A 20,847-nucleotide genomic window follows, 5' to 3' on the forward strand; every position below is an offset into this window, starting at 1 on the left:
CTCATGCGGCGAAGGCGCCCCGAGCGCGTCGGATAAAGGCGCGGGATACAGCTCCGTCGCTGCCATTAACTCGGCAGCTTCGGGTTGGATCGGCGCGGATTCGGCGGTGTTGCCCCCAGTCATGCCGATCACTCTACCAGTTTTGCTCACGGCACCAAGAGTTGCGCGGAAAGGAACCGTTAACGCCGCGCCTAGTAAGCCCGATGCATGGCATATGAATCCGGTGCGATCGATGCGGCTCTGGCAGCTGCGGTGGGCGATGAGCCGGCGTTGATCGCCGAGTTGCGCATGGCTTTCCTCGACAGCGCACGCAGCTCTGTCGAAATGATGCGCTCCGCACGAGGCGCGGAGGCGTGGGCTGGCGCGGCGCTGCGACTGCAAAGCTTGGCGGGCAGCTTCGGCGCAGTGCAACTGATGGCACTCGCGGATGAAGCGGTGCGGCGCAGCGCACAGGACGGCGTGCTGCTGCGGCGCATCGAGCGAGCAGTCGAGGGGCTGTAAGCCCGGCGATCAGTCGGCCGCGGCGGACTCCGGCTCGAATCGGTTGCTCTGCCAGTTGCGGACATAGGCGGAACCCACGGGCGCATCGACAAGACTGACCCAGCTATCGTCCGCATTCAGCACATGGCCGATGGTGGTCCACTCGGTTCGGCGTGCATCGATGGCAGCGTCGTCCGCCTCGGCCCGGAAATCGCCGCGGATGCGCCAGCCGCTATCTGGAGACTCGCCCTCGTCGTGCGGCAAGCCCGCCTCGCGATAGAGGTAATGCACGGCCAAGCCGTCCCGCAGCACGCAGGAATCGACGAGGCACCGCTCTTCATAGTGGCGGCGGGCGGGGGCGGAGGGCGGCCGCACGGGCCGATCGGCGCCCCAGCGGAGATCGATTACGTCGCCGCGCCGGAACCGGATTTCACTGCCGGGGCGCAGTTGCGGCATATCGATCGGTGCGTTGTCGAGCTGGCCGATCAAGTGATCGCCGTCGGCGAGGGTGATCACGACCCACATCCGTTCGGCCGCATAGTCGGTGGAGGCGGGCACCGATTGGAAGATCAGTTTCGCCAGGTCACCCCGCCGCAGTGCAAGCACTTCGTTCTCGCTAGGGAGGAAGAATGTGTAAGGGGCCGATTCCGCAAGCGATCGCGGGTCGGTGATACGGTAGCTGCCGAAAAGCCGTCGCCGCCACCAGGAGAGCTTCGATCGCAATCTGTTCATCGCGTTTTACTCAACTCGCGCATCGCTGCATCGATCCCTGAGAGCGTGAGCGGAAACATTCGGTTACGCATCAATGCGCGGATCATTTCCACCGAATGCGAATAGGCCCATTGCGCTTCCGGCAAGACGTTTAGCCAAACGGCTGCTGGGTAAGCATCTACCACTCGCTGCAACCACGTAGCACCAGGTTCTTCGTTCATGTGTTCCACGGAACCGCCGACTTGCGTGATCTCGTATGGGCTCATCGACGCGTCGCCGACGAACAGCACTTTATAGTCGGGCCCGAACTTGCGCAGGATATCCAAGGTGGCGATGCACTCAGTATAGCGCCGGCGATTGTCCTTCCACACGCCTTCGTAGAGACAATTATGGAAGTAGAAGAATTCCAGATTTTTGAATTCGCTTGTCGCAGCGGAGAAGAGTTCCTCGCACAGCTTCACGAACGGATCCATCGAGCCACCCACGTCGAGGAACAGCAGCAGTTTCACGGCATTGTGCCGTTCCGGCCGCATCCGCACGTCCAGCCAGCCCTGCCGCGCGGTGCCGGCGATCGTTGCGTCGAGATCGAGTTCGTCGGCGGCGCCTTGGCGCGCGAAACGGCGCAGGCGGCGCAGCGCTACCTTGATGTTGCGGGTGCCGAGTTCGCGGTTGGAATCAAGGTTGCGGAAGTCCCTCGCTTCCCAAACCTTGACCGCCCGCTGGTGCTGACCCTCGCCGCCGATCCGCACGCCTTCGGGGTTGTACCCGCCGTTGCCGAAAGGCGAGGTGCCACCGGTGCCGATCCACTTGCTGCCACCCTGATGTCGCTCATGCTGCTCGGCAAGCCGCTCGCGCAGCGTTTCCATGATCCTCTCCCAGGATCCAAGCGACTCAATTGCCGCGCGCTCCTCGGGCGTAAGATACTTCTCAGCAACGGCGCGGAGCCATTCCTCCGGCAGTTTGATGGGGGAGACTCGCGCACTCGCCGCTACGCCCCTGAACACCTTGGCGAAGATCTGGTCAAACCGGTCCAGCAGGCCTTCGTCTTTCACAAAGGTGGCGCGGGAAAGGTAATAAAAGGCTTCGGGGGTCGGATCGATGACCTGACGATCGAGTGCTTCCAGAAGGAGAAGATGTTCCTTCAGGCTGGCGGCGATGCCGGCGGTGCGCAGTTCATCGAGGAAAGCGAGGAACATGCCACATTCTACGAGCGCGGGGCGGTCCGCGTCCACTCCGTTGACCGCCGGAGGTGCCCGGTATGGCGCGGGGCTGCCTACTTCTGCCGGCGCGCCATGAAGGCGAGGCGCTCGAACAGCATTACGTCCTGCTCGTTCTTCAACAGCGCGCCATGGAGCGGCGGGATCGCCTTGGCGGGATCGCGGGACTGCAGAACCTCCAGCGGCATATCTTCATGCAGGATCAGCTTCAGCCAATCGAGCAGCTCGCTGGTGGACGGCCGCTTTTTCAGACCTGGCACGTCGCGGATCTCGTAGAATAGATCGAGCGCACGGGCGACGACGAGTTTCTGGATATCGGGAAAATGCACGTCGATGATCGCCTGCATCGTGTCGCGTTCGGGAAATTTGATGTAATGGAAAAAGCAGCGGCGCAGAAACGCGTCGGGTAGATCCTTCTCGTTGTTCGAGGTGATGACGACGATCGGCCGTTCCGCGGCACGGACCGTTTCGCCCGTTTCGTAAACATGGAATTCCATCCGATCGAGTTCCTGGAGCAGATCGTTCGGGAACTCGATATCGGCCTTGTCAATTTCGTCGATCAACAGCACGGGAAGAGTGGGGCTGGTAAATGCTTCCCACAACTTCCCCTTGCGAATGTAGTTGCCGATCTCGTGCACCCGCGGATCGCCGAGTTGGCCATCCCGCAGCCGCGCCACTGCATCATATTCGTAAAGCCCCTGTTGCGCCTTGGTTGTGGACTTGACGTTCCATTCGATCAGCGGCGCGCCCACCGCCTTGGCGATCTCATAGGCGAGCACGGTCTTGCCGGTGCCCGGCTCCCCTTTCACAAGCAGCGGGCGCCGCAAGGTTACGGCGGCATTGACGGCGACCTTGAGGTCCGCTGTCGCGATATAGTTTTGGGTGCCTTCGAAGCGCATGGTGCCGAAGTGGGGAGAAAGTTGCGCCGGCGCAAGCTGCTCGATCAGCCGCGCTGACGGGCGCCTGCGCGAGCTTCCAGCAGATCCCACAGCGCACGGTGCTGTGCGAACACCTGCTGAGCGCCGAACAGCATCGCGCGCTCGAGCGCCGACTCGCGGGCGAGGACGTCCACTACCGTTACCGTTTCTGCGGGAATGGGAAGCTCTGGCCGGGCAGACGCGACGCCGAAATGCGCAGCGGCCAGATCCAGCATCGCGCGGATCGGGACCCAATCGATAGCAAGCGCGATCGCCGCCCCGGTGGCACAGCCGGTGCGATCGGACTGGGCCAGCATGTCCATCGCATGGCGCTGCGCGGCGGCGGCAGCTTCGCTTTCAGCATGGCCGGGCGTGCGCGGCAACGGGCCGGCGGCAGCAGCGAGCCGGACCAACCGGGTCCGCTCCGCTACAAAGGCATCGGCGGCGGCTTCAATCCAACCCTGTTCCAGTGGACGCACGGCGTGTCGGCGGGCAAAATCGATCAGGCCAGGATGGCGGCCGTGCAGCCGGGCAACATGATGCACCGCGTCAGCCAGATCGCGTAGCGACGCATTGCCGCGTGCGAGCGCGGTGAGGTGCGGATGCGTGGTGCTGCCATCGCTGGCGGCGAGTGTGCCCATCGCCCCCCATGCGCCGGCCAAGGATGCGGACTGTACGATATCGACCGGCATGTTGTTCCTCGAATGGATCAAGCATCACGTTGCTGCTGCGAGCAATGCTTCGTCGCATGCGGGGATATACCGAAGCGCGTAGAAAGATGGTTACGCGTCGATTAATCTTGAATTCTCTCGAAAAGGCCCCGGCATCCTTGCTGGGGCCCTTTGTCGACGACTTACTGGTCGAGGAAGCTGCGCATCTTGCGGCTGCGGCTCGGATGCTTGAGCTTGCGCAGTGCCTTGGCCTCGATCTGGCGGATACGCTCGCGCGTCACCGAGAATTGCTGGCCGACTTCTTCCAGCGTGTGATCGGTGTTCATGCCGATGCCGAAGCGCATGCGCAGTACGCGTTCCTCGCGCGGGGTGAGGCTCGCCAGGACGCGGGTGACCGTTTCCTTGAGGTTCGCCTGGATCGCCGCGTCTACGGGAATGATCGCGTTCTTGTCCTCGATGAAGTCGCCCAGATGGCTGTCTTCCTCGTCGCCGATCGGCGTTTCGAGGCTGATCGGCTCCTTGGCGATCTTCATCACCTTGCGCACCTTTTCGAGCGGCATGCTCAGGCGCTCCGCCATTTCCTCGGGCGTGGGCTCGCGGCCCTGTTCGTGGAGGAACTGGCGGCTGGTGCGGACCAGCTTGTTGATCGTCTCGATCATGTGCACCGGGATGCGAATGGTGCGCGCCTGATCCGCGATCGAGCGGGTGATTGCCTGGCGGATCCACCAGGTCGCATAGGTGCTGAACTTGTAGCCGCGGCGATATTCGAACTTATCCACCGCCTTCATCAGGCCGATATTGCCCTCCTGGATGAGGTCCAGGAACTGCAGGCCGCGATTGGTGTACTTCTTGGCGATCGAAATCACGAGGCGGAGATTGGCCTCGACCATCTCCTTCTTCGCGATGCGCGCCTCGCGCTCGCCCTTCTGCACCATGTTGACGATGCGACGGAACTCGGTGAGCGTCATGCCCGTCTGCTGGGCGATCTCGCTCATCTCGGTGCGGATGCGGTCGACCGAGGCGCTTTCGTTCTCGACGAACGCCTTCCACTTCTTGTCGACGCCGACGACGGTGGGCAGCCAGTTCTCGTCCAGCTCGTGATCGACATAGCGATCCAGGAAGTCCTTGCGGCTGACCTTGTGGCGCTCGGCAAGACGCAGCATCTGGCCGCCCAGCGCGGTCAGGCGCCGGTTGAAGCTGTAGAGCTGGTCGACGAGATACTCGATCTTCGCTTGGTGGAACTGGACGCTCTCTACCTCGGCGGTCAGCTCCTCGCGGAGCTTGTTGTACTTCTTTTCCTCGGCGGCCGGAAATTCCTCGCCGGCCGACATGGTGTCGAGCCGCTGCTGCTGGACCTTGCCGAACTTCTTGTAGATCGCGGTGATGTTCGCGAACTTCTCGAGCGCCTGCGGCTTCAGCTGCTCTTCCATCTGGGCGAGCGAGAGGGTGTTGTCCTCCTCCTCGTCGTCCGAGGGGCGGCGGGCGCGGCGTTCGGTCAGCTCGTCATCGTCGTCCGAGGCGACCTCTTCCGGCTCTTCCTCTTCCTTGAAGGTCGGGCCGGTGCTCGATTCGCTGATCTCGCCATTGTCGTCCTCGGCGCCCTCGACCTGCTCGGCCGACGGACCCTTGGAGAGCATGGCGTCGAGATCGAGGATCTCGCGCAGCTGCATCGTGCCTTCGTTGAGCGCGGTCGACCAGCCGATGATCGCGTTGAACGTGATCGGCGACTCGCAGAGCCCCAGGATCATCGTGTCGCGACCGGCCTCGATGCGCTTGGCGATGGCGATTTCGCCTTCGCGGCTGAGCAGCTCGACGGCGCCCATCTCGCGCAGGTACATGCGCACCGGATCGTCGGTGCGATCGACGGTTTCCTTCTTCTTCGCGACTTCGAAGGCAGGTGCGGAATCGTCGCTGGTGTCGGCGGCTTCCGAATCGTCGGCCGAATCGTCCTCGGACTCGGCGTCCTCGCCGGCGTCCTCGTTCTCGACGACGTTGATGCCCATGTCGTTGAGCGCAGCCATCACGTCCTCGATCTGCTCCGAGGACATCTGGTCCTGCGGCAGCATCTCGTTGAGCTGGTCGACGGTGATGTAACCGCGCTTCTTGGCACGCGCGACCAGCTTCTTGATCGAACCCTCGTTCAGATCGATCAGCGGCGCGTCACTCGTGTCTGCCGTGTCCGTGACGTCTGCCATGTTCGCCTTCGCCATCAAATCCCTCGAAACTCAGATGGCGGCAATTTTACACCGCCTCTATTCCTCAAAAACGCCGTCTTCCGCAAGCATCAGATTCGCGAGCCGATCCTGAAGTTCCTGCCGCTGCCGCGAAAGCGCCACCTGGCGGGCGAACGCTTCCTCGGTACCGTCGCGCATCAGTGCAGCAGTCGCCTCGGCGAGCGCCACGTCGACGGCGGGCTGCGCCGCCATCACCGCGATCGCCTCGCCCAGATCCTCGCGCGCCTTCGCCACGTCGGCCGCGGGCCGCGTGAAGGAGAAGGGGAGCGTGTCTGCACGGAGCAACTCGCTTGCCACTGAATCGAAACCGGACCTAGCCAATATGGTGAGGAAATCCTCGCTATCAAGTTGACGAAGGCCCGGATTGGTAAGCGCCACCTCGACAACGGCTTCGAATAGCCGGCCGAGCGCGCCCGATGCACTACGCAGACTCCCGAGGATCTCCATGTGGCGGGCGATCTCGACCGGGTGGCGGATCAGCCCCGCGAGGACGGCGCGTGCCAATATGGGATCGAGCCCGCTCGCCTGCACGCCCTTGATCAGATGCGAGGGTGGGGCCTCGGGCGGCTGCCAGACGCCGCGGGCGTTGCGGGTGCCGCGCGGCTGCGGGCGGGCGGGCGAGGGGCCGCGCTGGTCCTTGCGGAACTCGCGCGGACCGCGGCCGAACTGCTGGTCGGCACGGGCGCGAAATTCCGCGATATATTCGTGCTTTACGTTCGGATCCTGGATCTGCTCGGCAAGTTCGGTGAGGCGGCGCTTGAGGCCGGCGCGCTGCTCGGGCGTGTCCAGCGGGCCGGCGGCGACTTCGCTCGCCCAGAGGCGATCGACCAGCGGCTCGGGTTTCGCGAGCAGCGCCTCGAACGCGGCCGGGCCCTGCGCGCGGACGAGGTCGTCCGGGTCGAGGCCTTGCGGCAGCGTCACGAAGGCGAGGCTGCGGCCGGGCGCGAGCATCGGCAGCGCGCGGTGGGCGGCGCGGAGCGCGGCCTTCTGCCCGGCGCTGTCACCGTCGAAGCAGAGCAGGGGGACTTCGGACAGCCGCCACAGCCGCTCGAGCTGGTGTTCGGTGAGCGCGGTGCCGAGCGGGGCCACCACCTCGCCGAACCCCGCCTGGGCGAGCGCGATCACGTCCATATAGCCCTCGACCGCGATCACCCGGTCGGCCTTGCGCGCGGCGGCCTGGGCGCGATCGAGATTGTAGAGCGTGCGGCCCTTGTCGAAGAGCGGGGTCTCGGGCGAGTTGAGGTATTTGGGCTCGCCCTCGCCGATGATGCGGCCGCCGAACGCGATCGTCCGGCCGCGCACGTCGCGGATCGGGATCATCAGCCGGCCGCGGAAGCGGTCGTACGGCTCCTTGCCCTCGACGGCGATCAGCATGCCGGATTCGATCAGCATCGGATCGCCATAGGATTTCAGCGCTTCCTTGAGCTTGCCGCGCGAATCGGGGGCGAAGCCCAGGCCGAAGGTCCGCGCGGTCTCGGGGGTGATGCCGCGGCGCTGGAGCACGGCGCGGGCCTCGGCGCCTTCGATGCCGTTCAGCCGCTCGGTGAACCAGGTGGCGGCGTCGCCCATCAGCTCGTGCAGGCCCTTGGCGCGCTCGGCCTTCTCGGCGGCGCGGCGGTCCTGCTCGGGCATGTCGAGCCCGGCGGCCTGGGCCAGTTCCTTCACCGCATCGATGAAGGGCAGGCCGCGCTGGTCGGTCATCCAGCGGATCGCATCGCCATGCGCGCCGCAGCCGAAGCAATGATAGAAGCCCTTGTCGTCGTTGACGTAGAAGCTGGGGGTCTTCTCGTTGTGGAACGGGCAGCAGGCGCGGAACTCCTTGCCCGCCCGCTGCAGCTTCACCGACTTGGCGATGAGAGTGGAGAGCGTGGTGCGGGCGCGGAGCTCGTCGAGAAAGGCGGGGGTGAGGGACACTGGTGCGTGATGCGCCTTTGTGAGTGAGTCGGGAAGGTGAGGGCGGTAGGCAGGCGACCGATCACCCACCCCCTTCCGCCGCTGCGCGGCTCCCTCCCCTCCCTTGGAAGGGAGGGGGAACGATGGGGCCTAGCGCTCCCCCTCCCTTCCAAGGGAGGGGGCCGGGGGGTGGGTGACGCCTCGGTTCCACTGCCGAATGGGTAGACCGCGTGCGCGATCCGCGATCGTCTGGAGGACGCCGTCCAGGTTGGTGGCGACCTCGTGGTTGGTGAAGCGGAGCACCGTATAACCCAGCTGCGCCAGCCCGATGTCGCGGTCGCGATCCGCGTCCGCGTCATGGGTGTCGCCGTCGATCTCGATCACCAAGCCGATGCTCGGGCAGCAGAAATCGAGGATTGCCGGTTCGATGACGTGCTGGAAGCGGAACTTCAGATCTTCAAGCTGGGAGGCGCGAAGGCGCTGCCAGAGCTTCTGCTCCATCGGCGTGGGATTGTGGCGAAGCTCTTTCGCGCGCGTCTGCATCCAGAGCTTGCTATGTGTGAACATGCACCCGCCCCCCCGACCCCCTCCCTTGGAAGGGAGGGGGAGCTTTTGTCTCAGCTCAGCGCCGCCTTCACCAGCGCGCTGGCCTTGCTCATGTCGAGCTGCGCCGCGTGGCGGGCCTTCAACTCGGCCATCACCCGGCCCATGTCCTTCATGCCGCTTGCGCCCAGCTCGGCCTTGATCGCCTCGATCGCCGCGGTCGTCTCCGCCTCGCTCATCTGCTGCGGCAGGAAGCGCTCGATCACCACCACTTCGGCTGCCTCGGCGTCGGCGAGTTCCTGCCGCCCGCCCTTCACATACATGTCGATCGATTCGCGCCGCTGCTTGACCATCTTCTGCAGCACCTCGACGACCAGCACGTCGTCGTCCTCGGGTGCCTTGCCGGTGCGGGCCTCGATGTCGCGGTTCTTGATCGCGCTCTGGATCAGGCGGATCGTGGCGGTCGACGCCTTGTCCCCGCCCTTCATGGCGGTCACCAGCGCAGCCTTGATGTCGTCGCGAATCATTCGTGGTCTCTCGATCTTGTCCGGGAAAGCGCGGAGACATAGCCGAATGCCACAAAACTTAACAGATTGACGCACCCGCCCATGGGGTCTAGCGGGCGGCCCTTAGCAACATCGCAAAACCCAAAGCAGGAGTGCCCGCCCCAAATGGCCGACGCCAAACCCTTGTCCATGCCCGTTGGAGCCACGGGCGTTCTGGTTCTGGCGAGCGGCGAGATATTGTGGGGTCGAGGATTCGGTGCCGAAGGCGATGCCGTCGGCGAGGTGTGCTTCCACACCGCGATGACCGGCTATCAGGAGATCATGACCGACCCGAGCTTCGCCGGTCAGATCATCAATTTCACCTTCCCGCATATCGGCAATGTCGGCGCCAACCCCGACGACATCGAGGCCGACGATCCCCATGCGCTGGGCATGATCGTCCGCGAGGACGTGACCGAGCCGTCGAACTTCCGCAGCACCGAGCATCTCGATGCCTGGATGGCGAAGCACCAGCGCATCGGCCTGTCGGGCATCGACACCCGCGCGCTCACCCGCCGTATCCGCCTGGGCGGCGCGCCGAACGGCGTGATCGCGCACTCCAAGGAGGGCAAGTTCGACCTCGACGCGCTGCTCGAAAAGGCGCGCGCCTGGCCGGGGCTGGAGGGGATGGACCTCGCCGTCACCGTGTCGTGCGAGACGCATTTCGGCTGGGAAGGCGGCGTGTGGAAGCTCGGCGCCGGCTATGACACCAGCCGCCCCGCAGCCAAGCGCCCGCAGGTCGTCGCGATCGACTATGGCTCGAAGCGCAACATCTTCCGCAACCTGGTGAAGGCCGGTGCGGACGTGACCGTGCTGCCCGCCACCGCCACCTTCGAGCAGGTGATGGCGTTCAACCCGGACGGCTTCTTCCTCTCCAACGGCCCGGGCGATCCCGCCGCGACCGGCGAATATGCCGTGCCGGTGATCCGCCAGCTGCTCGAGACCGGCAAGCCGCTGTTCGGCATCTGCCTCGGCCACCAGCTGCTCGGCCTCGCAGTGGGCGCGCAGACCACCAAGATGTTCCAGGGCCATCGCGGCGCCAATCATCCGGTCAAGCGGCTGGAAGACGGCGCGGTGGAGATCACCTCCATGAACCACGGCTTCGCCGTCGAGCGCGAGAGCCTGCCGGAGGGTGTGCGCGAGACGCATGTGTCGCTGTTCGACGGCTCCAACGCCGGCATCGCGCTCACCGACCGCCCGGCGTTCAGCGTGCAATACCACCCCGAGGCCAGCCCGGGCCCGCAGGACAGCCTCTATCTGTTCGAGCGGTTCGTGGGGATGATGGCGTGAGAGCGACCTTCGACGAGGCTAAAGATATCGTTCTCGTCGCTGCGTACGAGACGCTATACGGCTTTGCAGATTGGGACAGCCTAGGAGCAGACGACATCCAGGCGCGCTTGGATAACGTATTCGCGCTGGGCTTTACGCGCAGAGTACTAACTAGTCTGACTGACTCAGGGCTCATTGGCCTTGTTGGGACTGGTCAATTCGAGAATGATGGCCCTGTTTCTTACTCTCTCACGGACGAGGGTTTGCAAGCGGCGGAGCGTTTGCCTTCACTGAGAAATTTGATTGCGCGACTCAAAGATTACAACGAGCGGAGTCAAAGTGAGGTTGAGATTCCGGCCTCTGATCGCATTGTAAGCCTCAGCCATAATCAGGTCGAAGAGGCTGTTCGTCCGGTAAACGAGCTTATTGACGCTCTTGAGCAGGACAATGGCGATCCTGAGCAGCCAGGGCTTCGTGAAAGATTGCTTGGCCAAATCAAGGCTGGGCGTGAGTTGATACGTGCAGGCGAATTTCGCGTGTACTTGCTTTACGAAGTGCTCGTGCGCGCTCTTTCAGAACTGATTGATCGCTACAAAAATCCAACAATCAAGGCTTTGGCCAACGCCCTGCTGGGTGCGGTTGTCAGCCAGATGATGCAGAGTAACTAATGCCCAAGCGCACCGACATCTCCTCCATCCTCGTCATCGGCGCGGGGCCGATCGTTATCGGTCAGGCGTGCGAGTTCGATTATTCGGGCACGCAGGCGATCAAGGCCCTGAAGGAAGAGGGCTATCGCATCGTCCTGGTCAATTCGAACCCGGCGACGATCATGACCGATCCCGAGCTGGCCGACGCGACCTATATCGAGCCGATCACCCCCGCGGTCGTCGCCAAGATCATCGAGAAGGAGCGGCCCGACGCCGTCCTGCCGACGATGGGCGGCCAGACCGCGCTCAACACCGCGCTCGCGCTGTTCCGCGACGGCACGCTGGAGAAGTTCGGCGTGACGATGATCGGCGCCGATGCCGATGCGATCGACAAGGCCGAGGATCGGCTGAAGTTCAAGGACGCGATGACCAAGATCGGGCTCGAAAGCGCCCGCTCGGCGATCGCGCACACCGAGGCCGAGGCGCTGACCGCGCTCGACCATGTCGGCCTGCCGGCGATCATCCGCCCCAGCTTCACCATGGGCGGCTCGGGCGGCGGCATCGCCTATAATCGCGAGGAATTCATCGCGATCGTGCGCTCGGGGCTCGACCTGTCGCCGACCACCGAGGTGCTGATCGAGGAATCGCTGCTCGGCTGGAAGGAATATGAGATGGAGGTCGTCCGGGATCGGAACGACAATGCCATCATCGTCTGCTCGATCGAGAATATCGATCCGATGGGCACGCACACCGGCGATTCGATCACCGTCGCGCCGGCGCTGACGCTGACCGACAAGGAATACCAGATCATGCGCAATGCATCGATCGCGTGTCTCCGGGAGATCGGCGTCGAGACCGGCGGTTCGAACGTGCAGTTCGCGGTCAATCCGAAGGACGGCCGCCTGATCGTGATCGAGATGAACCCGCGCGTCAGCCGTTCCTCGGCGCTGGCGTCCAAGGCGACCGGCTTCCCGATCGCCAAGGTCGCGGCCAAGCTGGCGGTGGGCTACACGCTCGACGAGATCGACAACGACATCACCGGCGCCACCCCGGCGAGCTTCGAGCCGACGATCGATTACGTCGTCACCAAGATCCCGCGTTTCGCCTTCGAGAAGTTCAAGGGCGCCGAGGCGGTGCTGGGCACGGCGATGAAGTCGGTCGGCGAAGTGATGGCGATCGGCCGTTCGATCCACGAATCGATCCAGAAGGCGCTGCGCGGGCTGGAGACCGGCCTCAGCGGCTTCAACGATGTCGACCGGCTGGTCGGCGCGCCGCGCGACGTGATCGAGGCGGCGCTGACCGTCCGCTCGCCCGACCGGCTGCTGATCGCCGCGCAGGCGATGCGAGAGGGCTTCAGCGTCAAGGAGGTCCAGCGCTTCACCAGCTACGACCCCTGGTTCCTCGAGCGGATCGCCGAGATCCTCGACGCCGAGAAGGACGTCGCCACCAACGGTCTGCCGCAGGACGCGGCGGGCATGCGCCGCCTCAAGGCGATGGGCTTCAGCGACAAGCGGCTGGCCTATCTTGCGCTCAAGTCGGTCAATCTCCGCGCGGGCAGCGAAGCGATGGCGCGCAGCTCGGGGCTGATCGGCGAGGTGGCCAACGCCATCTCCGGCGGCGTGACCGAGGCCGAGGTGCGCAAGCTGCGCCACCGGCTGGGCGTGCGCCCCGTGTTCAAGCGGATCGACACCTGCGCGGCCGAGTTCGAGGCGAAGACGCCCTATATGTACTCGACCTATGAGGCGCCGAGCTTCGGCGAGCCCGAGAACGAGGCCGAGCCGAGCGACCGCCGCAAGGTGGTGATCCTCGGCGGCGGTCCGAACCGGATCGGGCAGGGCATCGAGTTCGACTATTGCTGCTGCCACGCCTGCTTCGCGCTGGCGGACGCGGGCTATGAGACGATCATGGTCAACTGCAACCCGGAGACGGTGAGCACCGACTATGACACCTCGGACCGGCTCTATTTCGAGCCGCTGACCGCCGAGGACGTGCTCGAGATCCTCGAGGTCGAGAAGTCGAAGGGCGAGCTGGTCGGCGTGATCGTCCAGTTCGGCGGCCAGACCCCGCTCAACCTCGCCAAGGCGCTGGAGGATGCGGGCATCCCGATCCTCGGCACCAGCCCCGACGCGATCGACCTGGCCGAGGACCGCGAGCGCTTCGCCGATCTCGTCGCCAAGCTGGGCCTCAAGCAGCCCGCCAACGGCATCGCCCGCAGCCGCGACGAGGCGGTGCGCGTCGCCGAGCGGATCGGCTATCCGGTGCTGATGCGGCCGAGCTATGTGCTGGGCGGCCGGGCGATGGAGATCGTCGACAGCCTCCAGCAGCTCGACGACTATATCCAGACTGCGGTGCAGGTCTCGGGCGACTCGCCGGTGCTGATCGACCAGTATCTGCGCGACGCGATCGAGGTGGACGTGGACGCGATCGCCGACGGCACCGACGTCGTCGTCGCGGGCGTGCTCCAGCATATCGAGGAAGCCGGCGTCCATTCGGGCGACAGCGCCTGCTCGATCCCGCCCTACAGCCTGCCCAAGGAGATCATCGCCGAGATCGAGCGCCAGACCGTGGCGCTGGCCCGTGCGCTCAAGGTCAAGGGGCTGATGAACATCCAGTTCGCGGTCAAGGACGGCGAGGTCTACCTGATCGAGGTCAACCCGCGCGCCAGCCGCACGGTGCCGTTCGTCGCCAAGGCGATCGGGGCGCCGATCGCCAAGATCGCGAGCCGGGTGATGGCGGGCGAGAAGCTGGCGACCCTGCCCAAGATCGACCGCGACATCGATTATATCGCGGTGAAGGAAGCGGTGTTCCCCTGGGCGCGCTTCCCCGGCGTCGATCCGGTGCTCTCGCCCGAGATGAAGTCGACCGGCGAGGTGATGGGCATCGACCGCGACTTCGCGACCGCCTTCGCCAAGTCGCAGCTCGGCGCGGGCACGGTGCTGCCGGACGGCGGCACGGTGTTCGTCAGCGTCAAGCAGGGCGACAAGGCGGTGGTGCTGCCGGGGGTGAAGATCCTGGCCGATCTCGGCTTCAAGATCATCGCGACCAGCGGCACGGCCGAGTTCCTGGCGGCCGAGGGGATCGCGGTTGAGACGGTGAACAAGGTGGCGCAGGGCCGCCCGCACATCGTCGACCGCATCCAGGACGGCGACGTGGCGCTGATCTTCAACACCACCGAGGGCTGGCAGTCGCTGAAGGACTCGATGAGCATCCGCGCCTCGGCGCTGGCGCAGAAGGTGCCCTATTTCACCACGGCGCCGGGCAGCGTCGCGGCGGCGCGGGCGATCGCGGCGATGCGGCAGAACCCGTTCGGCGTGCAGCCAATTCAAGCCTATTTCGCTTCGCGCGGGTGAAATTCGGGAGGCGTGCGGTTCTATCGTTCGCCTCCCACTTGCGGGAGAATCCTGGGGGAGGGGCGGAAGCTGTTCAGCGCTTCTTCCGCGTCGATCTCCCCCCTGACTCCTCCCGCTTGCGGGAGGGGAGCGCAAGCCCATTGGCAGTGAACTAAAGATTGCTTTTACGCTCCCCGCCTTGATGTTTCGGGTGCCGCACCTTACAATTCGCGTTCGCACAATGGATTTCCCCAACCGATGTGAATGTGCGGACGTCGTTTTCGGGCGATGGTCGGTCCCCGGGGGCGTATTGAAGGACTAGGGCGTATGGCGACCGTCGAAAAGATGCCGATGCTGGCCGAAGGCTATCAGAAGCTCAGCGAGGAGCTGAAGCGGTTGAAGGCCGAGCGGCCGTTGATCGTCGACGCGATCGAGGAAGCGCGCGCCCATGGCGACCTTTCCGAAAACGCCGAGTACCATGCCGCCAAGGAACGGCAGGGCCAGGTCGAAGCTTCGATCAACGATATCGAGGACAAGCTGAGCCGCGCCCAGATCATTGATCCGAAGGAGCTGTCGGGCGACAAGGTCGTGTTCGGCGCGACCGTGACGCTGCTCGACGAAGACGACAAACCGGTGAAGTACCAGATTGTCGGTCAGACTGAAGCCGATGCGAGTAAGGGTCGCATCTCGTACAATTCGCCGATCGGCCGAGCGCTGATTGGTCGGAAGGTCGACGAGGAAGTCGAAGTTTCGGTGCCTGCGGGCGACCGTTACTATCTGGTCTCCAAGATCGAGTTCATCTGAGGAATTCGATGCGGTCGCTGAGTGCTACGACGGCGATCGTCGCCATCACCGTCGTGGTGAGCCTGCTAGTCAGCGTCGCCCCCAATACGCTCGAAATCCAGTATCTGGCTGGCTTCCTGCCGGCGCGCCTGACTGGCGGCGTGGCAATGCCCGCGGCCTGGACCGTACCGGCGCTACTGACGCCGCTTTCCTCCACATTAATCCATGCCGGGTTCTTCCACCTGGGCATGAACATGCTGATGTTGGGTTATACCGGCCGGGAAGCGGAGCGGGCGCTTGGCGGCAAGGGACTGATTACCCTGTACCTGATCGGCGCCTATGCCGCGGCCGCTACGCAGTGGCTGGCCGATCCAATGTCGACCGCTCCTATGATTGGTGCCAGCGGAGCGACCTCAGCGGTGGTGGGCGCCTATTCGCTGCTGTTCGGGCGGCAGCGTGCAAAGGCGATCGGGCCTATCCCGGCGCCGGTGGTTCACATTGCTTGGCTGGCCGCGGCATGGATCGGCCTTAACTTGCTGATGGGCTTTGCTTTCGTCCAGGGTGGCGTAGATGTCGCCATCTGGGCGCATATCGGCGGCTTCCTGGTTGGACTTGCGCTGGCGCGGCCGCTGCTGCTGTGGCGCTGGCGGCACGCCTGAGCGCAAGTTTCGCTATACCCCCTCCCGCACGCAGGAGGGGGTGAACCGTTCGGGGCTGGATTAGCCTTTGGTCGCTTCCGCGTCCGGATCCAGCATGCGGTGGAGATGGACCACCACATAACGCATCTCAGCATCGTCGACGGTCCGCTGCGCGGCAGCGCGCCACGCCTTTTCGGCGCTTGCATAGTCGGGGAAGATGCCGACAACATCAAGTTTTGAGGGATCGACGAAATCAAGGGTCGTCGGATCGGCCACGCGGCCGCCGAAAACCAGATGAAGCTTGCTCATTGCGCCTCCTGGGGTGGGGTTGCCGCAGCCCTTACCGGGACTGCGGCCCTTCGCTCAACCCCCTTATAGGCGGATCAACGGCTACTCGTAGCGTCCTTGGCCGCGTCGATTACGGTGCCGAACAGTGCCGAGACGCGCTCCTTGGTGGCATCGCTGTTCGGGATCAGCGATTCTATCTGTTCGCGGCCGCTTTCCTTTGCGGCCTGAACGGCGGCGGCGGCGCCGTCGGCAAGCTTGCGGCCGAGCGGCTCCAGTGCCGCCTTTTCGCGCTCGAACCGCGGCAGCAGCATGCCGATCAGCACGCCCACCGCAACGCCGCCGGCAAGCAGCAGCGCGGGATTTTCGGTAAGGCGCAATCCGGTGTCGGTGTCGGTTTCGGTGTTGATGCTCATGGCGTCATCCTTCTGCGTTGCTGTTTTGCGTAGCCGAACCCTTGGGGAGGCCGGCGGTTTCGTGTTTGCCCTTGCGGAAGATGTCGACGATCCACCCACGGGCGAAGACGAGCCCGATGCCGCTGGTCACCGCCGCTGCCAGCCAGGGGCGGGTGCGAACCGCCTCCGTGCCCTCGCGGGCAATGCTAGTGACGCTCTGCTTGGCGTTTTCCACCGCCTCCTGGGCGAGATTCGCCGGCTTGAGCCGCTGTTGCAGCGTGCCGACGGTGCCCATCAGCTTGTCCCGCGCGGCGCGAGCACGCACCCTAGCCGCGTCGGGGTCGCGGGGTACTGTCATTGTGTCGCTCCCATGGCTTTGCGGAAGCCCCGCGCCGCCGCCCAACCGAGCAGCGTCGCTACGACCAGACTGATGCCCACGACGATCAGCGTCGCCCAGCCGGGGCCGACCTGCGTGGCAAGCGTCAGGATTGCCCCCACGATAAGACCGATCGCCGCCGCGAGCGCCAGCGCGAAGGCAAGGATGGCGGCGATTGCCGCGCCCTTCATCTCGGCCAGTTTTAGCCGGGTGACCGCCTTTAAGTAATCGACCTCGGCACGGGCGTAGTCCTTGGCGTCTTCGGTGAGTTGGCCGATCAGCTCACCGATACCGGCGTCTTCCGTTCGGGGCGCTTCCATGCCCTTTTTTGCTCGTCCTTAGCTCTGGGTGGTGCCGGGGGACGCCGACGGACCAGTGCCGAAGCCGACGGGATCCACGGTGATATCTTCGGCTGTGCCGGCGGTAGCGGTGCTGCCCGTCGTTGTGCCGCCGTTTCCGCCGGTGGTGCCTTCACCGCCGGCCGCCTCGATGCCCGACTTGATGACGCGGGCAAGCACGAAGCCAAGCGCGGCTGCCGTGCCGACCGCGATCGCCGGGCTTTTCTTCACGAAGTCGGTTGCTTCGTTCAGCAGATCGTCGACGTCCCTTGCGCGCAGCGACTCGGCAAACCCGGCGATACCGTCCGCAGCGCTGCGAGCATATTGGCCGTATTGCTCGCCGAGCTTGGCATCAACATCGCTCGCGGCAGTGCGCATCATAGTCACTACCTCGTCGAGCGCGCTGGTGGCCCGTTCCTTGCCGTCGCCTGCAAAGCCGAGGATGCGTTCCCTCGCCTGATCGGCGAACTTGCCGGCTTCGTCCTTGATCGTATCCGATGTGGAGCGCTTCGTCTCCGCACCCTCGGTGCCGCCCGCATCGCTGCCGGTAGCGCCCATATTCCCCGCGAGCGGATCGCCCGCGATGCTGGTCGTTTCGTCTGCCATGATCAAAAACCCTCCATGCCTCGTCGAAACAACAACGGCCCCGTTTGCGAGTTCCATACGGAACCGCTAGAGGCACCGCGCGCCTCATTCCTGACATGTTACGGAGACCATGACGTGACCGCAATCATCGACGTCCACGCCCGCCAGATTCTCGACAGCCGTGGCAACCCCACGGTGGAAGTGGATGTCCTGCTGGACGATGGCAGCTTCGGCCGCGCCGCCGTGCCCTCGGGCGCCTCCACCGGTGCCCACGAGGCGGTGGAAAAGCGCGACGGCGACAAGTCCCGCTGGCTCGGCAAGGGCGTCGAAGGTGCCGTCGATGCGGTGAACGGTGAGATTGCCGAGGCGGTTCTCGGCCTCGACGCCGAAGACCAGGCCGATCTCGACCGCACCATGATCGAACTCGACGGTACCGCCAACAAGGGTCGCCTCGGCGCCAACGCCATCCTCGGCGTCAGCCTCGCCGCCGCCAAGGCCGCGGCCGATGCGCGCGGGCTGCCGCTCTATCGCTATGTCGGCGGCGTCAACGCGCACGTCCTGCCGGTGCCGATGATGAACATCATCAACGGCGGCGAGCATGCCGACAACCCGATCGACTTTCAGGAATTCATGATCGTTCCGGTCGGTGCCGAGAACATCGTCGAGGCGGTGCGCTGCGGTTCGGAAATCTTCCACACGCTGAAGAAGAAGCTGCACGAGAAGGGCCTGGCGACCGGCGTGGGCGACGAGGGCGGTTTCGCCCCCAACATCGCCTCGACCACCGAAGCGCTCGACTTCATCATGACCAGCATCGAAGCCGCCGGGTACAGGCCCGGTGACGACGTGATGCTCGCGCTCGACTGCGCCGCCACCGAATATTTCAAGGACGGCGCCTACAAGATGGTGGGCGAGGGCAAGACCCTCAGCTCGACCGAGAATGCCGAGTTCCTGGCCAAGCTCGCCGCCGACTATCCGATCTTCTCGATCGAGGACGGCATGGCCGAGGACGACTGGGAAGGCTGGAAGACGCTGACCGAGCTGCTCGGCGGCAAGGTCCAGCTGGTCGGCGACGACCTGTTCGTCACCAACCCCGAGCGCCTGCTGCGCGGCATCGAGGGCCGCTATGCCAACTCGCTGCTCGTGAAGGTCAACCAGATCGGCACGCTGACCGAGACGCTGGAGGCCGTCAGCCTTGCCCAGCGCTCGTCCTACACCGCGGTGATGTCGCACCGTTCGGGCGAGACCGAGGACGCGACGATCGCCGATCTCGCGGTCGCCACCAACTGCGGTCAGATCAAGACCGGCAGCCTCGCGCGCTCGGACCGGCTCGCCAAGTACAACCAGCTGATCCGCATCGAGGAAGAGCTGGGCGACGCGGCGGTCTATGCTGGCCGTTCGGTGCTGCGCCGCGCCTGACCCTCAGTAGGAACCGCAATCTTGCTAAGAGCCGATCGATCAGCGAAAAACACGGGCATGAAGCGCGCTTCGCCCATGTCCACGCTGCTGCGCCGCGCGGGGCTTCCCGCCGCGGCGCTGATCGCCATCGGCTTTTTCGGGTATAACGCGGTTCTGGGGCCGAACGGGATCGTCGCCGCGAAGGAAGTGCGGCACGAATTGGAAGCCAAGCAGCGCGAGTATGCGGTGCTCGACAAGAAGCGTGCCGAGCTCAAGAATCGAGTCGATCTGCTCGATCCGAAGCACGGCGCCGATCCCGACATGGTCGACGAGCTTGCTCGCAAGCAGCTCAACGTCGTCCGCCCCGACGAAGTGATCATCCCGCTCGACAAGAAGTGATCGCCGTAGCGGCACCTGTTGCCAGCCACGGCCGAGCACCTTAGGGCGGATGTACGTGGTCCGAACCCGCGCGTTGGTTGCAAGCCTTGCGAAAACGCGCGTATAGGCACCCGCCTTTCCCCTCCCCGGATGAGGAATATCTGATCGTGGCCAAAGCACCGGCACGCAACGCACCGACCCCACCCGCCGTACCGAATCGCGAGCGGCCCAGCGAACCGGAACGGTTCAAGGCGTCGAAGGAACAGCTGCTCGAATTCTACCGGCAGATGCTGCTGATCCGCCGCTTCGAAGAGAAGGCGGGCCAGCTCTACGGCCTCGGCTTCATCGGCGGCTTCTGCCACCTCTATATCGGCCAGGAGGCCGTTGCGGTGGGCCTGCAGTCGGCGCTGGACGGCGAGAAGGACTCGGTGATCACCGGCTATCGCGACCATGGCCACATGCTCGCCTACGGCATCGACCCCAAGGTGATCATGGCCGAGCTGACCGGCCGCGGCGCGGGTATCTCGCGCGGCAAGGGCGGCTCGATGCACATGTTCTCGACCGAGAAGAAGTTCTACGGCGGCCACGGCATCGTCGGCGCGCAGGTCTCGCTCGGCACCGGCCTCGCCTTCGCGCACAAGTATAACGAGGATGGCGGCGTCGCCATGGCCTATTTCGGCGACGGCGCCGCGAACCAGGGCCAGGTGTACGAATCGTTCAACATGGCCGAGCTGTGGAAGCTCCCGATCATCTACGTGATCGAGAACAACCAGTACGCCATGGGCACCAGCGTCAATCGCTCCTCGGCCGAGGACCAGCTGTACAAGCGCGGCGAGAGCTTCCGCATCCCCGGCATCCAGGTGGACGGCATGGACGTGCTCGCCTGCCGCGGTGCGGCGGAAGAGGCGCTCGCCTGGGTGCGCGCCGGCAAGGGCCCGATCATCCTCGAGATGAAGACCTATCGCTATCGCGGCCACTCGATGTCCGATCCGGCCAAGTATCGCAGCCGCGAGGAAGTCCAGTCGGTCCGCGACAAGTCGGACCCGATCGAGGCGGTGAAGCGCGAGCTCGAGACGATGGGCGTGACCGAAGAGCAGCTGAAGCCGCTCGAGGCCGAGATCCGCAAGATCGTGAACGAATCGGCGGACTTCGCCGAACAGACGCCGGAGCCCGATCCGGCCGAACTCTATACCGACGTGCTGGTGGAGACCTACTGAG

General features: G+C 64.7%; 22 protein-coding genes. 9 read left to right on the forward strand and 13 right to left on the reverse strand.

Translation table 11 applies throughout. The features are described 5' to 3' along the window. Positions 1 to 207: 207 nt before the first annotated feature. Positions 208 to 501 carry a hypothetical protein gene (locus ACNFJ7_RS03570; RefSeq protein ID WP_019367942.1) on the forward strand — a complete coding sequence of 98 codons (294 nt, stop codon included), beginning with the start codon at positions 208 to 210 and terminating at the stop codon, positions 499 to 501. 9 nt (positions 502 to 510) lie between these two features. Here the strand turns inward: ACNFJ7_RS03570 and ACNFJ7_RS03575 are convergent, their stop codons facing one another. From ACNFJ7_RS03575 to ACNFJ7_RS03610, 8 genes are all read right to left on the reverse strand, one after another. Next, a complete protein-coding gene (locus ACNFJ7_RS03575) occupies positions 511 to 1,212 on the reverse strand; it encodes an immunity protein Imm33 domain-containing protein (RefSeq protein ID WP_019367941.1) in 702 nt (233 codons plus the stop codon). Beyond that, positions 1,209 to 2,387: a vWA domain-containing protein gene (locus ACNFJ7_RS03580; protein ID WP_019367940.1), complete on the reverse strand. Its 1,179-nt coding sequence runs from the start codon at positions 2,385 to 2,387 to the stop codon at positions 1,209 to 1,211. Before ACNFJ7_RS03580 ends, ACNFJ7_RS03575 begins: the two co-directional genes overlap by 4 nt. Positions 2,388 to 2,464: 77 nt before the next feature. Further along, complete coding sequence (locus ACNFJ7_RS03585) at positions 2,465 to 3,307, reverse strand: AAA family ATPase (RefSeq protein WP_019367939.1); 843 nt, start codon at positions 3,305 to 3,307, stop codon at positions 2,465 to 2,467. 44 nt (positions 3,308 to 3,351) lie between these two features. After that, a complete protein-coding gene (locus tag ACNFJ7_RS03590) occupies positions 3,352 to 4,017 on the reverse strand; it encodes a DUF6975 family protein (RefSeq protein ID WP_050990117.1) in 666 nt (221 codons plus the stop codon). Positions 4,018 to 4,178: 161 nt separating this feature from the next. Then, complete coding sequence (gene rpoD / locus ACNFJ7_RS03595; protein ID WP_019367935.1) at positions 4,179 to 6,206, reverse strand: RNA polymerase sigma factor RpoD; 2,028 nt, start codon at positions 6,204 to 6,206, stop codon at positions 4,179 to 4,181. Positions 6,207 to 6,248: 42 nt separating this feature from the next. After that, positions 6,249 to 8,144, reverse strand: a complete 1,896-nt coding sequence (dnaG, locus tag ACNFJ7_RS03600; protein ID WP_019367934.1) for a DNA primase — start codon at positions 8,142 to 8,144, stop codon at positions 6,249 to 6,251. A gap of 129 nt (positions 8,145 to 8,273) precedes the next feature. Further along, on the reverse strand, positions 8,274 to 8,690 hold the full coding sequence (locus ACNFJ7_RS03605) for an endonuclease domain-containing protein (protein ID WP_019367933.1): 417 nt from the start codon (positions 8,688 to 8,690) through the stop codon (positions 8,274 to 8,276). 50 nt (positions 8,691 to 8,740) lie between these two features. Continuing rightward, positions 8,741 to 9,193 carry a GatB/YqeY domain-containing protein gene (locus ACNFJ7_RS03610; RefSeq protein WP_019367932.1) on the reverse strand — a complete coding sequence of 151 codons (453 nt, stop codon included), beginning with the start codon at positions 9,191 to 9,193 and terminating at the stop codon, positions 8,741 to 8,743. Positions 9,194 to 9,337: 144 nt separating this feature from the next. Here ACNFJ7_RS03610 and carA point away from each other — a divergent pair, with 144 nt between their 5' ends. From carA to ACNFJ7_RS03635, 5 genes are all read left to right on the forward strand, one after another. Then, complete coding sequence (gene carA, locus ACNFJ7_RS03615) at positions 9,338 to 10,501, forward strand: glutamine-hydrolyzing carbamoyl-phosphate synthase small subunit (RefSeq protein ID WP_019367931.1); 1,164 nt, start codon at positions 9,338 to 9,340, stop codon at positions 10,499 to 10,501. Then, positions 10,498 to 11,148, forward strand: a complete 651-nt coding sequence (locus tag ACNFJ7_RS03620; protein ID WP_019367930.1) for a hypothetical protein — start codon at positions 10,498 to 10,500, stop codon at positions 11,146 to 11,148. The genes carA and ACNFJ7_RS03620 overlap by 4 nt, the downstream gene beginning before the upstream one ends. After that, the gene (gene carB / locus ACNFJ7_RS03625; protein ID WP_019367929.1) at positions 11,148 to 14,477 is read left to right on the forward strand and encodes a carbamoyl-phosphate synthase large subunit; all 3,330 of its coding nucleotides are present in this window, start codon (positions 11,148 to 11,150) and stop codon (positions 14,475 to 14,477) included. The genes ACNFJ7_RS03620 and carB overlap by 1 nt, the downstream gene beginning before the upstream one ends. 306 nt (positions 14,478 to 14,783) lie before the next feature. Next, complete coding sequence (gene greA, locus ACNFJ7_RS03630; RefSeq protein ID WP_019367928.1) at positions 14,784 to 15,260, forward strand: transcription elongation factor GreA; 477 nt, start codon at positions 14,784 to 14,786, stop codon at positions 15,258 to 15,260. 8 nt (positions 15,261 to 15,268) lie between these two features. After that, positions 15,269 to 15,898, forward strand: coding sequence for a rhomboid family intramembrane serine protease (locus ACNFJ7_RS03635; protein ID WP_019367927.1), 630 nt, complete (start codon positions 15,269 to 15,271; stop codon positions 15,896 to 15,898). A 60-nt stretch (positions 15,899 to 15,958) separates the two neighbouring features. Here the strand turns inward: ACNFJ7_RS03635 and ACNFJ7_RS03640 are convergent, their stop codons facing one another. The 5 genes from ACNFJ7_RS03640 to ACNFJ7_RS03660 form a co-directional block, all read right to left on the reverse strand. Beyond that, positions 15,959 to 16,186: a DUF4170 domain-containing protein gene (locus ACNFJ7_RS03640; protein WP_019367926.1), complete on the reverse strand. Its 228-nt coding sequence runs from the start codon at positions 16,184 to 16,186 to the stop codon at positions 15,959 to 15,961. A gap of 74 nt (positions 16,187 to 16,260) precedes the next feature. Further along, the gene (locus ACNFJ7_RS03645; RefSeq protein WP_019367925.1) at positions 16,261 to 16,578 is read right to left on the reverse strand and encodes a hypothetical protein; all 318 of its coding nucleotides are present in this window, start codon (positions 16,576 to 16,578) and stop codon (positions 16,261 to 16,263) included. Positions 16,579 to 16,582: 4 nt separating this feature from the next. After that, entirely contained in the window at positions 16,583 to 16,915 is a 333-nt protein-coding gene (locus tag ACNFJ7_RS03650) for a DUF3618 domain-containing protein (RefSeq protein ID WP_026008840.1), read from the reverse strand. Beyond that, a complete protein-coding gene (locus ACNFJ7_RS03655; RefSeq protein ID WP_019367923.1) occupies positions 16,912 to 17,253 on the reverse strand; it encodes a phage holin family protein in 342 nt (113 codons plus the stop codon). Before ACNFJ7_RS03655 ends, ACNFJ7_RS03650 begins: the two co-directional genes overlap by 4 nt. Positions 17,254 to 17,271: 18 nt before the next feature. Then, the gene (locus ACNFJ7_RS03660) at positions 17,272 to 17,877 is read right to left on the reverse strand and encodes a hypothetical protein (RefSeq protein ID WP_019367922.1); all 606 of its coding nucleotides are present in this window, start codon (positions 17,875 to 17,877) and stop codon (positions 17,272 to 17,274) included. A 114-nt stretch (positions 17,878 to 17,991) separates the two neighbouring features. Between ACNFJ7_RS03660 and eno the strand changes: the two genes are divergently transcribed. The 3 genes from eno (at position 17,992) to pdhA (ending at position 20,846) form a co-directional block, all read left to right on the forward strand. Further along, positions 17,992 to 19,272 carry a phosphopyruvate hydratase gene (eno, locus tag ACNFJ7_RS03665; protein ID WP_019367921.1) on the forward strand — a complete coding sequence of 427 codons (1,281 nt, stop codon included), beginning with the start codon at positions 17,992 to 17,994 and terminating at the stop codon, positions 19,270 to 19,272. Between the two features lie 57 nt (positions 19,273 to 19,329). Beyond that, a complete protein-coding gene (locus ACNFJ7_RS03670) occupies positions 19,330 to 19,650 on the forward strand; it encodes an FtsB family cell division protein (RefSeq protein WP_019367920.1) in 321 nt (106 codons plus the stop codon). Positions 19,651 to 19,796: 146 nt separating this feature from the next. After that, positions 19,797 to 20,846, forward strand: a complete 1,050-nt coding sequence (pdhA, locus tag ACNFJ7_RS03675; RefSeq protein ID WP_019367919.1) for a pyruvate dehydrogenase (acetyl-transferring) E1 component subunit alpha — start codon at positions 19,797 to 19,799, stop codon at positions 20,844 to 20,846. The last annotated feature ends 1 nt before the right edge of the window (position 20,847 follow it).

This window comes from Sphingomonas sp. HT-1 (assembly GCF_048568905.1).
Lineage (GTDB): Bacteria > Pseudomonadota > Alphaproteobacteria > Sphingomonadales > Sphingomonadaceae > Sphingomonas.

What these genes read in the sequence shown, in the direction of transcription:
- ACNFJ7_RS03585 (WP_019367939.1), bottom strand. Translation starts at nt 3,307, where the DNA reads ATGCGCTTCGAAGGCACCCAAAACTATATCGCGACAGCGGACCTCAAG.
- ACNFJ7_RS03645 (WP_019367925.1), bottom strand. Translation starts at nt 16,578, where the DNA reads ATGAGCATCAACACCGAAACCGACACCGACACCGGATTGCGCCTTACC.
- rpoD (WP_019367935.1), bottom strand. Translation starts at nt 6,206, where the DNA reads ATGGCGAAGGCGAACATGGCAGACGTCACGGACACGGCAGACACGAGT.
- carA (WP_019367931.1), top strand. Translation starts at nt 9,338, where the DNA reads ATGGCCGACGCCAAACCCTTGTCCATGCCCGTTGGAGCCACGGGCGTT.
- ACNFJ7_RS03635 (WP_019367927.1), top strand. Translation starts at nt 15,269, where the DNA reads ATGCGGTCGCTGAGTGCTACGACGGCGATCGTCGCCATCACCGTCGTG.
- ACNFJ7_RS03575 (WP_019367941.1), bottom strand. Translation starts at nt 1,212, where the DNA reads ATGAACAGATTGCGATCGAAGCTCTCCTGGTGGCGGCGACGGCTTTTC.
- ACNFJ7_RS03605 (WP_019367933.1), bottom strand. Translation starts at nt 8,690, where the DNA reads ATGTTCACACATAGCAAGCTCTGGATGCAGACGCGCGCGAAAGAGCTT.
- ACNFJ7_RS03590 (WP_050990117.1), bottom strand. Translation starts at nt 4,017, where the DNA reads ATGCCGGTCGATATCGTACAGTCCGCATCCTTGGCCGGCGCATGGGGG.
- ACNFJ7_RS03650 (WP_026008840.1), bottom strand. Translation starts at nt 16,915, where the DNA reads ATGACAGTACCCCGCGACCCCGACGCGGCTAGGGTGCGTGCTCGCGCC.
- ACNFJ7_RS03660 (WP_019367922.1), bottom strand. Translation starts at nt 17,877, where the DNA reads ATGGCAGACGAAACGACCAGCATCGCGGGCGATCCGCTCGCGGGGAAT.
- ACNFJ7_RS03580 (WP_019367940.1), bottom strand. Translation starts at nt 2,387, where the DNA reads ATGTTCCTCGCTTTCCTCGATGAACTGCGCACCGCCGGCATCGCCGCC.
- ACNFJ7_RS03655 (WP_019367923.1), bottom strand. Translation starts at nt 17,253, where the DNA reads ATGGAAGCGCCCCGAACGGAAGACGCCGGTATCGGTGAGCTGATCGGC.
- greA (WP_019367928.1), top strand. Translation starts at nt 14,784, where the DNA reads ATGGCGACCGTCGAAAAGATGCCGATGCTGGCCGAAGGCTATCAGAAG.
- ACNFJ7_RS03570 (WP_019367942.1), top strand. Translation starts at nt 208, where the DNA reads ATGGCATATGAATCCGGTGCGATCGATGCGGCTCTGGCAGCTGCGGTG.
- carB (WP_019367929.1), top strand. Translation starts at nt 11,148, where the DNA reads ATGCCCAAGCGCACCGACATCTCCTCCATCCTCGTCATCGGCGCGGGG.
- ACNFJ7_RS03670 (WP_019367920.1), top strand. Translation starts at nt 19,330, where the DNA reads ATGAAGCGCGCTTCGCCCATGTCCACGCTGCTGCGCCGCGCGGGGCTT.
- ACNFJ7_RS03640 (WP_019367926.1), bottom strand. Translation starts at nt 16,186, where the DNA reads ATGAGCAAGCTTCATCTGGTTTTCGGCGGCCGCGTGGCCGATCCGACG.
- ACNFJ7_RS03610 (WP_019367932.1), bottom strand. Translation starts at nt 9,193, where the DNA reads ATGATTCGCGACGACATCAAGGCTGCGCTGGTGACCGCCATGAAGGGC.